Consider the following 14,141-nt stretch of genomic DNA (forward strand, 5'->3'; position numbering starts at 1 on the left):
GCCCGTCCGTCCGTTTCCCGGGTCGACGCCGCCTCGTACCGAGCCGTACGTCACCCGAGTCCGCCGTACCCGCGTACGCGACGCACGCCTGCAACCGGCCGCGCCCGCCGTACCCGTCGTACGCAATCCGCCCGAACCCGTCGTGAGGACGCCTGCCCAGATGTCTGCCAACGAGTCCCCGAAGCAGTCCACCGAGCCGTCCGTGACGACCGCCGAGGGTGTGCGGAGCTGGCTGACGGCGGCCGTCGCCGAGGCGGCCGGGCTCGACCCGCTGACCGTCGACCCGCACCGCCCGATCGCCGAATTCGGCCTCGGCTCACGACAGTTGGTCACACTCGCGGCCGAGCTCTCGACCCGCACCGGCCGACTCCTCGAACCCTCCCTCGTCTTCAACCACCCCACCGTCGCGGCGATCGCCGAGGCCGTCTTCGACGAGGGACCCGCGGTGCCGGACGCCGTGACATCGGCCGGCGCTGCGGACCCGCCCGTGCGGGCCGACGACGACATCGCCATCATCTCCATGGCCTGCCGCTTCCCCGGCGGCGCCGACGACCCCGAGACGCTGTGGCGGCTGCTGGCCGCCGGTGAGGACGCCATCTGCGAGGTTCCGCCCGGCCGTTGGGACACCCAGGGGCTCTACGACCCCGACCCGGAGGCCACCGGCAAGGCGTACACGCTGCGCGGCGGATTCCTCTCCAACATCGACCGCTTCGACGCGTCCTTCTTCGGCATCTCCCCGCGCGAGGCCGCGGCCATGGACCCGCAGCAGCGGCTGCTGCTCCAGACGTCCTGGGAGACGCTCGAACGCGCCGGGATCGTCCCGGACACGCTGAACGGCAGCTCCACGGGTGTCTACATCGGCCTGTACGACAGTGGGTACCTGGCCTCCGCCCCGCTCGGCCAACTCGACGGGCACGTCGGCACCGGCTCGGCCGCCAGCGTGGCCTCCGGGCGCATCGCCTACACCCTCGGACTCCAGGGCCCGGCGGTCACCGTCGACACCGCCTGCTCCTCCTCCCTCGTCGCCCTGCACCTCGCGGCCCGCGCACTGGCCGCGGGGGAGTGCGACCTCGCGCTGGCCGGAGGGGCGACCCTGCTGGTCACCCCCCGTGGGCACGTCGAGTTCAGCAGACTGCGCGGACTGTCGCCGTCCGGGCGATGCAGCCCCTTCTCCACGGAGGCGGACGGTGTGGTGTGGGCCGAGGGCTGCGGCCTGGTGCTGCTCAAGCGCCTCGCGGACGCCCGCCGGGACGGCGACCGCGTTCTCGCGGTCGTCAAGGGCTCGGCGATCAACCAGGACGGCCGCAGCCAGGGCCTGAGCGCGCCCAACGGGCTCGCGCAGGAGCGGGTGCTGCGGGCCGCCCTCGACGCGGCCGGGCTCGGCCCCGACGACATCGACTACGTGGAGGCCCACGGCACCGGCACCCGGCTCGGCGACCCCATCGAGGGCAACGCCCTGGCCGCCGTCTTCGGACCCGGCCGCCCCGTCGACCGGCCGCTCGCCGTCGGCTCCCTGAAGTCCAACATCGGCCACGCGCAGGCCGCCGCGGGCATCGGCGGCGTCATCAAGACGGTGCTCGCCCTCGGCCACGAGCACATACCGGCCTCCCTGCACGCCGAGACCCCGACCGAGCACATCCGGTGGCCGGACAGCGGCCTGCGGGTGAGCGCCGACGCCCTGAAGTGGCCGCGGACCGCGGACCGGGTGCGACGGGCCGGGGTGAGCGCCTTCGGGATCAGCGGGACCAACGCGCACGTCGTGCTGGAGGAGGCGCCGGGGGAGGAGCGCGAAGGGGACGCCGTCAGCGGCCCGGCCGGCCCGGCCCTCTTCCCCCTCTCCGGACGCACCCCCGCCTCCCTCCAGGAGCAGGCCACGCGCCTCCAGGAGCACCTCGTACGGCACCCCGAGGCGTCCCTGCCCGCCGTCGCCGCGACGCTCGCCCACCGCCGTACGCACTTCGAGCACCGGGCCGTCGTCCAGGCAGCCGACCGCGACGGCCTGCTCACGGCGCTGCGGGAACTCGCGGACGGGCAGCACGGCCCCGAGACCGCCGTCGGCCATGTACAGGCCGCCGGAGCGGGCAAGGTGGCGTTCGTCTTCCCCGGTCAGGGGGCCCAGTGGACCGGCATGGCCAGGGACCTCCTCGACCGTGACCCGGTGTTCGCCGACGAACTGGACCGCTGTGACGGCGCCCTGCGCCCGTTCACGGGCTGGTCCGTGGCGTCCGTGCTGCGCGGTGACACGGGCGCTCCCTCCCTGGAGCGCGTGGACGTGGTGCAGCCGGTTCTGTTCGCCGTGATGGTGTCGCTGGCCGCAGTGTGGCGGGCCCGGGGCGTCCGCCCCGATGCCGTGATCGGGCACAGCCAGGGCGAGGTCGCCGCGGCCTGCGTCGCAGGTGCCCTCAGCCTCGCCGACGCGGCGGCGGTGGTCGCCCTGCGCAGCCAGGCTCTGACCGGCCTCGCCGGCACCGGCGCCATGGCCGTGGTAGCCCTGCCGCACACCGACGTCGAGGGCCGCCTCGCCGCTCTCGACGGCCGCGTCTCGGTCGCCGCCGTCAACAGCGGCCGCTCGACCGTGATCGCCGGCGACGTGGAACCCCTGGAGGCGCTGCTCGCCGACCTCGACCGTGAGCAGGTCTTCGTCCGCCGCCTCGACGTCGACTACGCCTCCCACAGCGCCCAGGTCGAGCCCGTCCGCGCGACGCTCCTCGACGAACTCGACGGCGTCACCGCGTACCCGACCTCCGTCACCTGGTACTCCACCGTCACCGGCGAGCCGGTCACCGAGGAGCTAGAGGCCGACTACTGGTACACCAACCTGCGCGAGCCCGTCCGCTTCGCGCCCACCGTGGAGCGCATGGCCGCCGACGGCTACCGCTGCTTCGTGGAACTCGGCCCCCACCCGTCCCTCGTCACCTCCGTGAAGACCGTCGACGAGGACCTCGTCGCCGTCGGCTCGCTGCGCCGCGACGAGGACGGCCCCGCCTGCCTGGACCGTGCCGCCGCCGAACTCCACGTCCACGGCAGGCCGACCGACTGGCGCCGTCTGGTCACCGACACGGAACCCACGGACCTGCCGACCTACGCCTGGGACCCGCAGCGCCACTGGATCGAGCCCGAGCCCGCCACCGGAGCGGCCCCCGGCCTCTTCGACCGCGCCGCGCACCCCCTCCTCGGCATCCAGCTCCAGTCGGCCGACGAGACCCGCTGGACCTTCCGCAACGAGTGGTCGACGGCCACCGCGGACTGGCTGCCCGACCACGCCGTCTTCGGCCGGACCGTCGTCTCGGGCACGACCCTGCTGGAGATCTGCCGCGCCGCCCTCGCCGCGACCCGCCCGGACGAACCGGCCGACCTCGCCGGACTGCTCCTCCTGACTCCCCTCACGCTCCCCGCCTCCGGCACCGTCGAGGTCTCCGTCGAGGTCGTCACCGACGGCCCGGCCGCCGAGATCACCGTGCACAGCCGCCCGCGCGCCCAGGAGGCCACCGGCTGGACCCTGCACGCCACCGCCTCGGCGGCCGGGCCCGGCGAGGCCACGCCACCTCGGCCCCCGGAGTGGCCGCAGACGGCCCGGCCGGCCTGGAGCCCGGAGACGTACGAGCGGCTGACCGACCTCGGCCTCGGCTACGGCCCTGCCTTCCAGGGCGTACGGGAGGCCGTACTCACCGGCGACGGAGAGCTGCTGGCCCGCCTCGCGCTACCGACCATGGCCCGTGACACGGCCGACCCGTACCCCGTCCACCCGGCGCTGCTCGACGCCGCGCTGCACGTCACGGCCGGGTTCGACGCCTCCGACGACCGGGTGCTGCTGCCGGTCGCCGTCGGCCGCTGCGTCCTGCCGCCCGGCGGTGCGACGGACCTCACCGTGTCCGTACGGCGTACCGGCGGCACCGCCACCGACGTCACGCTGGACGTGACCCTGTGGGACGCCGACGGCCTGCCCGCGGGGCACCTGGAGGACGTACGACTGCGCGCCGTGAGCCCGGCCGACCTGGCCGCCGGCTCGGAGAACGCCCGGCACTTGTACGAGGTGGCGTGGACGGCCCTCACCGAGGAGCCCGCGGGGGAAGAGCCCGTGGGGACGTCGGACGCCACCTGGACCGTCGTCGGTGACCGCACGGACCCGCTGGTCGCGGCGGCCGTGCTCGGGCTGGGTGACGAGGGCTCCGACGCGGTCGTACGGTTCTGGCCGCGCTCGGCGACGGACGCGCCCGCGGCGCATGAAGCGGCCGCCACCGCGCTGGCGGAGCTGCGGGCGCTGATCGCCCTCCCGCCGGACGAGGCACCGGGACGGACCGTCTGGGTGACCCGGGGCGCGGTCGCGGCCGGCACCGGCGACACCGTGCCGGGGCTCGCCCAGTCGGTGCTGTGGGGCCTGGCCCGCAGCGCCCGCGCGGAACACCCGGACCTCGGGCTGACCCTGCTCGACCTCGACGACTCCGACGAGCCCACGGATGCTCTCCGAGCGGCCGTGGCCCACGTCGACGAGCCCGAACTCGCGCTCCGGGCGGGCGTTTTGCTCGCCCCGCGGCTGGTCCGCGCCCGCTCCTCGGAGGTCGCGCCCGGTCGGGTGCCCACGGACGGCACCGTGCTCATCACCGGCGGACTCGGCGCCGTCGGCCGCCATCTCGCTCGCCTCCTCGCCGAACGGGGCGTACCCCGCCTGCTGTTGACCTCCCGTCAGGGAGCCGCTGACCCGCGTACTTCCGAGGCCGTCGCCGAGCTGGCCGCGTTGGGTGCCGAGGCCGAGGTGGCCGCCTGCGACGCGGCGGACGCCGACGCCCTCGCCGAAGTGATCGCGGGCGTCGGCGAGGAGCTGCCGCTGCGCGGCGTCGTGCACTGCGCCGGCGTACTGGACGACGGGGTCGTCGCCGAGCTGACGCCCGAACGCCTCGCGCGGGTGATGCGCCCCAAGGTCGACGGCGCCGCCCATCTGCACCGGCTCACCGCGGAGCTGCCGCTCGACCTCTTCCTGCTGGTCTCCTCCGCCGCCGGTGTCGTCGGCAACGCCGGGCAGGGCAACTACGCGGCGGCCAACGTCTTCCTCGACCAGCTCGCCCACCACCGCCAGGCCCTGGGCCTGCCGGGTGTCTCCGTCTCCTTCGGCGTGTGGGCGGGGGAGGGCCTGGCCGCCGAACACGCCGACCTGGAGCGCATGGCCCGCCTCGGCCACCGCGCCCTCAACCCCGACCAGGGCCGCGACCTCACCGAACTCGCCCTGCGGCGGGGCGCACCCCACCAGGTCGCCTGGGCACTGGACCTGGCCCGACTGCGGGACAGCACCACGGGAGCCCTGTGGCGCTCCCTGCTCCCCGCGCCCCGCCCCAGTGGACGGCAGACCACCCTCGCCGACCGGCTGGCCCGGCTGCCCGAGGCCGAACGCGCCGAACGCGTCCTCACCCTGGTCCGCGAGGAGGCCTCCCGCGCCCTCGGCCTGCGCTCGGCGGAGTCCGTCCGCGCCGACCAGCCCCTGCGCGAACTCGGCATGGACTCGGTGACGGCCGTCGAACTGCGCAACCGCATCGGCGCCCGCATCGGCGCCAAGCTCCCCGCCACCCTCCTCTTCGACCACCCCACCCCGGCCCGGCTCGCCGAGTACCTGCTGAGCGGCGCGCTCGCCACGGACGCCCGTACGACACGCCGTACGCGGACGCGCCCCGCCGCCACGGCCACACCGGTGGCCGACGAGCCGATCGCCGTCGTGGCCATGGCGTGCCGGCTGCCGGGCGGAGTGAACGACCCCGAGGACCTGTGGCACCTGGTCGCCGCGGGCCAGGACGCGGTCGGCCCCTTCCCGGCGCGCCGCTGGGACGTGGCGGCGCTCTACGACCCCGACCCGGAGGCCCCGGGCAAGTCGTACGCCCGCGAAGGCGGCTTCCTGGACGACATCGAGTCCTTCGACGCGGGCTTCTTCGGGATCACCCCGAAGGAGGCCGCCGCCATGGACCCGCAGCAGCGGCTGCTCCTGGAGACCGCCTGGGAGGCGCTGGAACGCGCCGGGATCGTGCCCGCCCGGCTCGCGGGCAGCACCACCGGCGTGTACGTCGGCATGTTCGGCAGCGACTACCTGGCGGGCTCCCGGCTCGACCAGCTCGACGGCTACGTCGGTACCGGCTCGGCGCTGAGCGTGGCCTCGGGCCGGCTGGCGTACGCGCTCGGACTGCACGGCCCGGCGATGACCGTCGACACCGCGTGCTCGTCGTCCCTGGTGGCGACGCACCTGGCGGCGCAGGCGCTGCGCTCCGGCGAGTGCGACCTCGCCCTCGCCGGCGGTGTGACGCTGATGGTCACCCCGCAGACCTTCGTCGAGTTCAGCCGCCTGCGCGGACTGTCCGCCACCGGCCGCTGCCGCTCCTTCTCCGACGACGCCGACGGCGCCATCTGGGCGGAGGGCGCGGGCATGCTCGTCCTGAAGAGGCTGAGCGACGCGCGGCGCGACGGCGACGAGGTGCTCGCCGTGCTGCGCGGCACGGCCGTCAACCAGGACGGCCGCAGCCAGGGCCTCTCCGCGCCGAACGGCCCGGCCCAGGAGCAGGTGGTCCGACGCGCGCTGGAGGTCGCCGGGCTCGCCCCCGCCGACCTCGACTACGTCGAGGCCCACGGCACCGGCACCACACTCGGCGACCCCATCGAGGCCAACGCCCTCTCGGAGGTCTTCGGCGCCTCGCGCCCCGAGGGCCGGCCGCTGTACCTGGGCTCGTTGAAGTCCAACGTCGGTCACACCCAGGCCGCTTCGGGCGTCGCCGGGCTCATCAAGGTGATCCAGTCCCTGCGTCACCAGACCCTTCCGCGCACCCTGCACGCAGGCACGCCCAGCCGACACGTCGACTGGGAGGAGAGCGGACTGCACCTCCTCCAGGCGGACCTGCCGTGGCCGGAGACGGACACCCGCATCCGCCGGGCGGGCGTGAGCGCCTTCGGGATCAGCGGGACCAACGCGCATGTGATCGTCGAGGAGGCGCCGAGGCGCGCGGCCGAGCATGACACCGAGCCCCGGCCGGGAGCGATGACCGACCCACAGGCCGGGACCGCACCGGGCCGGAGGCGTGAGGCGGTTTCGGGGAGGATGGCCGAGGCCGGCCCCGGTGGGATCGCCGAAGCCGTCCTGGATCGGGGGGCTGCGGCCGCCCCGGGGGAGACGAGCGAAGATGTCCCGGAACAGAGGGCCGCGGATGCCCCGGTCGGGACGGCCGAAGCCGTCCTCGGGCAGCGTCCGGAGCCCCTCCTGGGCAGGCGGAGCGAAGTCCTTCCACCTGCGGGTGCCGAATCCGCCCCGGCCAAGCGGCTGTTCGTGCTCTCCGCCCGCAGCGAGGCCGCCCTGCGCGGGCAGGCGGCCCGGCTCGCCCGTCATGTGGGCTCCGACGCCTCCCTGCCGGATGTCGCCCACACCCTGGCCGTGCACCGCAGTCACTTCGAGCGGCGGGCGGCGATCGTGGCGGGCGACCGGGACGAACTGCTCGCGCAGCTCGACGGGTTGGCCGCCGGACGCACGCCGTCGGCAGCGCCCCGTGAGGACCAGACCGGCAAGGTGGCCTTCGTGTTCGCCGGGCACGGCGGCCAATGGGCGGGTATGGGCCTGGACCTGATGCGCGGCTCGGACGCGTTCCGCGAGGAGCTGACCCGGATCGACGAGGCCCTGCACCGGCAGGCCGGCTGGTCCGTCCTCAACACGCTGCGCGCACCCGAGGAGTTCTCGCCGCTCAACCGGACCGAGTACCTGCAACCCACCCTGTTCGCGATCAACGCGGCGCTCGCCGCCGCCTGGCAGGCCCTCGGCGTCACGCCGGACGCCGTGGTGGGGCACAGCCTCGGTGAGATCGCCGCCGCGTACCGCGCGGGCGCGCTCACCCTGGACGACGCCGTCGCCGTGGTCACCGCGCGCGCCGAGTCGGTCGTCCCACTGGTCGGACACGGCGGCATGCTGGCCGTCGGCCTGCCGCCCGCCGAGGTCGAGCAACTGCTGGAGGCCTACGGCGACCGGTTGTTCGTCGGCGCCGTCAACAGCGCCACCTCCACGGCCGTCTCCGGCGACGCCGAGGCCCTGGCCGAACTGCAGCGCGCGCTGGAGGAACGGGGCGTCACCGTACGACGCCTGTCGACGCCGTTCGCCTCGCACACGCCCCTGATGGAACCCCTCCGCACCGAACTCCTGGACCGCTTCTCCGGCGTCCACGGCACCAGCACACCCACCCCGCTTTACTCCTCCGTCCTGGCCGAACCCGTCGCCGGCGACCACCTGGACGCCGCCTACTGGTTCGACAACCTCCGCCGGCCCGTACGCTTCGCGGACACCGTCCGCCGCATGCTGGACGACGGCTACCGCTACTTCGTCGAGCTCAGCCCGCACCCGTCGCTCACCTCCTCCATCGAGGCGGTGGCCGCCGAGGCCGGCATCGACGCCGTCAGCGTCGGCTCCCTGCGCCGGGGCCAGGACGCCCACGACGTGCTGCTGGGCCGGATGGGGGAGCTCTACACCGCCGGGCACACCCCCGACTGGCCGACGCTGTTCCCGACCGGGCGCCGGACCGCCCTGCCCACCTACGCCTTCGCCCGCGAGCGCCACTGGCTCGCCCCCGCCCCCCACACCGGCACCTCGGGCGGTTCACCTCTGCTCGGCACGCACGTCGAGGCCAGCGACGAGCCCGACCGGCACGTCTTCCAGGCCGAACTCGACCTGCGTGACAGCCGGTTCACCTACCTGACCGACCATCAGGTCACCGGCGAGGTCTGGCTGCCCGGCGCCGCTTTCCTGGACATGGCCCTCGGTGCCGCCGCCACGCTCCAGGACGGCGTCCCGGTCCAGCTCGCCGACGTCAGGTTCGTCCAGCCGCTCCGGCTCGACCCGGACCGGCCCGTACGGCTGCAACTGGTGCTGCGGCCCGCCCAGGACGGCGTACGCGAGTTCACCGTCGCCTCGTCGCCGGTCGGCGGCCGATGGGAGAGGCACGTCACCGGACGGATCACCGTGGACGAGGCCGCGACGGACGCCCGGCTCGCCGACGTACGCGAGCAGTGCACGGAACCGGTCGACCTGCCCGCCGTCTACACCGGACTCGCCGCCCTCGGCATCGAGTACGGCCCCGCCTTCCGGGGCCTGCAGTCGGGCCACCGCTCCGCGACGGAGGCGCTCGCCCGGCTGGCCGCCAAGCCCGCCGCCGGACATTTGCTGCACCCCGCCACCCTCGACGCCGCCTTCCACACCGCCGCCCTGCCCGGCGACGCGCCCGAAGGACGCGCCTTCGTACCCGCGGGCTTCGGGCGACTGACGTTCACCGGCAGGCGCACCACGCCCGTCTGGGTGAGCTGCGCGCTGAAGTCGGTAGACGGCGACACCGCCACCCTCGACCTGCGCCTGTGGGACGAGGACGAGCAACTCGTCCTGGAGGCACGGGACTTCCAGCTCGCCGCGCTCTCCGCCCTGGACGGCGCCCTCTTCGAGACGCGCTGGCAGCCGCGCCCGGCCGCACAGGAGCCGCCCGCCACGGGCACCTGGCTGATCCTCGCGGACGAGTCGGGCGTGGCCGCCGAACTCACCGAACGGCTCGGCACCTCCGTACCCCATGTGATCGCCCGCAGGGGCGAGGAGTTCGCCGCCGAGGAGCCCGGCCGGTACGTCCTCGACCCGACCGATCCGGCGCACTTGGCGCGGCTCCTCGACGAGGCCTTCGCGGGCGGCACGCCCGAGCGGGTGGTCCAGCTGACCGCGCTCGACGCCCCGGCCGTCAGCGACGACCGTACGGCCGAGGAGGCGGCACGACTGTGCTGCCTGAGCACCCTGCACCTGGTGCGCACCCTCGCCGACCGGCCACAGGGCCGCGCGCCGCGCCTCTTCGTGGTCGCCCGCGGCAGCCAGGCCGCCGGGGACAGCATCCAGGTCGCCCACCCGCAGCAGGCGCTCGCCTGGGGCTTCGGACTCACCGTGGCGCAGGAGTACCCCGAGCTGGGGACCACACTGATCGACCTGCCCGCCGAGGGCGGCACGGACGCCCTGTGGACCCAGCTGTGGCACGCCGACGACGAACGGCTCGTCGCGCTGCGGGAGTCGGGACGCCTGGTGCCCCGCCTCGCCCGCACCCGCCCGGACGACGACGCGGGCCGCGCCGGGACCACCGCCGACGGCGTCCACCTGATCACCGGTGGTCTGGGCGGCCTCGGCCGGATCGTCGCCGAACGCCTGGTCCGACGCGGCGCCCGCACGCTGGCCCTGATGAGCCGCGGCACCCCCGGCCCGGACGCCCTCCGCTGGATCCGGGAGCTCGAAGCCCGGGGCGTCACCGTCCACCTGCCCCGCGCCGACGTCGCCGACCGCGCCGGACTCGCCGCCGCCCTGGACGCCGTACGACGGGAGGCGGGACCCATCGCCGGGATCGTCCACGCGGCCGGTGTCCTGGACGACGCCACGGTGGCGAACCTGGCGGACGACCGCGTCCTGCGCGTCCTCGCCCCCAAGGTCCTCGGCACCGCCCTGCTCACCGAACTGGTGCCGGAGGCCGACGACCTGGTGCTGTTCGCCTCGGCGGCCGGTCTGCTCGGCTCGGCCGGACAGAGCCCGTACTCGGCGGCGAACGCGTTCCTCGACGCGTGGGCCCACCACCTCTCCCGTACCGGACGACGGGCGCTCAGCCTCGACTGGGGCGCCTGGGCCGGCGTCGGCATGGTCGCCGAGTCGGGCGTGCGCACCGCCGAGACCAGCCGCACCGGCCTGGTCGCCTTCTCCCCGCAGGAGGGCGGAGAGCTGTTCGAGCGGATACTGGGCACCGCACGGCGGCAGCTCGCGCCCCTCGCCCTCGACTGGGAGATGCTCGCGCTCGCCCCGGACGCGGCCCGCACCCGCCCGATCCTCGGCGACCTGATCACCGTGCCCACCGGCACCGCGGACTCCGACGGCCTGGTGAAGAAGGTGTTCGCCGCGACCACGGAGCAGGACCGCGCCGCCTGGCTGGAGGCGTACGTCCGGGCCCGTGTCGGCGAGGTCTCGGGAGGTGTCGTGGACGTCTCCGCGACCACTGCCCTGAAGGAACTGGGCCTGGACTCCCTGATGCTGGTGCGGTTGCGCAACGCCTTCGCCCGTGAACTGGGTGTCGAACTCCCCACCGCCGAGGTCTTCTCCGCCTCCGACATCCGCGGCCTCGCCCGCGCACTCGGCGATGCCCTGCCCGAGCGGCGGGCCACCGCCCCCGAACGGCCCGCCGAGTCGGCCGCGGAGGTGCCGGAGAGCGAGCTGCGGCCCGCGACCCGTGACGTCGTACGGCTGCTGCGCAGCGCCCAGCCGGGCATGCCGCACGCCGCCCACGGCGTCGGCCTCGCGCTCCGGCTCACCACGCCGGTCACCCGCGAGACCCTCACGGACATCGTCGACCGCCTCACCGCCCGGCACGCCGCCCTGCGCACGGCGATCGTCCACGACCCCGAGGGCGGTTGGCGGCTGCGCGTGGACCGGTCGCTGCCGGAGCCGCCGCTGCGCTGGACGGACGTGGCCGGGGAGACCGCCGTCGACGCCGCCGACCGGCTCCGGGAACTGCTGGAGCCCCCGTTCGACCTGGCGACGGCACCGCTGTGGCGGTTCGAGCTGCTGGACGGCGGCGCCCACGGCCAGATCCTGGTCTTCGGCGCGCACCACGCCGTCAGCGACCTTCAGTCGCTGCTCCTGGTCGCCGGTGAGATCGACACCGAGCTGTCCGGCAGCCCCCTCGCCGCCGACGTCACCAACCGGGACGTCCACCTCCTCATCGAGGCCCAGCAGACGGGCGAGGGCGGCGACGCGGCCGAGTGGCGCGAGAACTTCCACGGCAGCGAACGCCTCGACCTGACCCTGGCGGGCCCGCGTCCCGAGCGGCGCTCGTACCGGGCGGGCAGCGTCACCGTGGCCCTCCCCGACGGCCTCATGGACCGGGTGTCGGCCGCAGCGAGCCGGCTCGCCATCACCCCCGCCGCCCTCTGCCTCGGCACCCTCACCGTGCTCCTCGCCAGGAAGCGGGAGCGCGAGCGGTTCGTGCTCGCCGTTCCCGTCGACACCCGCATCCACGCCGACGCGTACGACGCGGTGGGCTTCTACGGCGTCCCGGTGCCGTTCCCGGCCGAGGCCCGGGCGGGCGAGCCGGTCGAGGAGGTGCTGCGCCGCACCGACGGGCGCCTCCAGCGAATCCTCACCAGGGGCGCCATGTTCTCGGACGTCCTCGCCACGCTGGCCCGGCAGGGCCTGCACCGCGACAACGCACCGCTCGTCGAGGTGTACTTCAACTTCGTGCGCTACGCGGGGAGTTTGACCCACGTCGAGGTGCTGCCCGGCGGCACGGGCTACACCGACCTCGACCTGATGATCACCATGACCCCGGACGCCGGCCGACTCCGCCTCGACCACAACCTCGACATCCTCGACGAGGCGGTCACGGTGGGGCTGGGGGAGGAGTTCGTACGGCTGCTGGGAGAGGTGGCGGAGGACGCCTCGGCGCCGGTGCGTGCGGCGACGGAGGACGCTGCGGCACTCGTGCGTGCGGCGACACAGGCACCGCCGACGCCCCGCTCCCTGGCCCTCGCCGCCACCTTCGCGCTCGGCAACCTGCCCCTGATGTGCGAGGCGGCCGTCAACGACGGCGCGGGGGACGGGACCCTGACCGTCGCCGAAGCCCCGTACCACCAGGTACTCGCGAGCCTGCGCGACCCGTCGGGCGTCTTCGCCGACCCGGGAACCGCGGTCGGCGTGGTGCTGCTGCGGGCGGTCGACCTGGAACGGTTCGGCCCGGTGGACGACACGCTCCTCGCCGAATTGCGCACCGAGTACCCGGCGGCCCTGCGCGCTCTGGCCGAACGCACCCGCAGGCCGCTGGTCGTCGGGATCCTGCCCTCCGCCCACCGCGACGACCGCCTCACCCGGTGGGAGCGCGACATCGCGGCCGAGCTGGCCGAACGGCCCGGGATCGCGGTCCTCGGACCCGACGACTGGACCTGGCTGCACCCGGTCGAGGAACCCTTCGACGAACGCACCGAACGGCTCGCCCACCTGCCGTTCACCCCGCACTTCCAGGCGGCCGTCGCTCTGCACCTCGCCGAGGTCGTACGGGCGGTGCGGCGGCCCGCGCCGAAGGTGATCGCCGTCGACGGCGACGAGACCCTGTGGGGCGGCGTGGCCGGGGAGGCCGGCCCCGAGGCGGTCGACCTGACCGGACCGCGCGCCCTGCTCGCACGCAGGCTGCTCCAGTGGCGGGAGGCGGGCGCGCTGCTGGCACTGGTCAGCAACAACGACGAGGAGACCGTCCGGGCCGTACTGGACCGGTCGGACAGCTTGCTCAAGGCCGAGCACTTCAGCGTGCTGTCCGCGGAGTGGGGCCCGAAGCCGGGCCGCCTGGCGGAGGCGGCACGCACGCTCAACCTCGGACTCGACAGCTTCCTGTTCCTGGACGACAATCCGGCCGAGATCGGCAAGATGCGGTCCGCGCTGCCCCAGGTGCTGTCGGTGACCTGCCCGCCCGCGGCCGAACTGGAGGAGTTCCTGCACCGGTTGTGGCCGCTCGTGCCCGCCGCGGCGACCGCGGAGGACGCGTTGCGCGCCCGGTTCTACGAGCAGGAGCGGGAACGGGACGCCGTACGCGAAGAGGCCGGGTTCGAGGACTTCCTGGCCCAGCTTCAGCTCGAGGTGGACATCCGGGAACTGTCCGAGGACGACCTCCAGCGGGCCGAGCAACTCGTCCGCCGCACCAACCAGTTCACCCTGCGCGCCCGCTCCGCCGACGGCGGGGACCTCGCCCGCTGGCGGGAACACGGCGAGGTGTGGACGGCCGCGGCCCGGGACCGGTTCGGCGACTACGGCCAGATCGGGCTGCTCGCCGTACGGCAGGACGGGGACCGGCTCGACGTCCTCGCCTGGCTGATGAGTTGCCGGGCGCTCGGCCGTGGAGTCGAGGAGCGACTGCTCGGATGGCTCGCCGACCGGGCCGACGAACTGGGCTGCACCAAAGTCCGGTTGACCGCCGAACGCACCCCGCGCAACACCCCGGCCCGCCGTGTCGTGGCGGCGCTCGGCGGCGGGGACCAGGACGACGAGCTGCTGGAGACCGTGGCCACGCCGGAGCAGCTGCGGACGTTCCGGTCGTGGGAGCGGCGATGAGGGCGTCCCGCGCGACAGCGGGGCCCCGGGCAGT

1 protein-coding gene is annotated in these 14,141 nt (G+C 74.8%); it reads left to right on the top strand.

Annotated features, from left to right (window positions below; translation table 11 throughout):
- Window positions 1–160: 160 nt before the first annotated feature.
- Window positions 161–14,107: an SDR family NAD(P)-dependent oxidoreductase gene (locus ACGFNV_RS34480; RefSeq protein ID WP_393627971.1), complete on the top strand. Its 13,947-nt coding sequence runs from the start codon at window positions 161–163 to the stop codon at window positions 14,105–14,107.
- The last annotated feature ends 34 nt before the right edge of the window (window positions 14,108–14,141 follow it).

The sequence above is a fragment of the Streptomyces sp. NPDC048751 genome, from assembly GCF_043198595.1.
Lineage (GTDB): Bacteria > Actinomycetota > Actinomycetes > Streptomycetales > Streptomycetaceae > Streptomyces.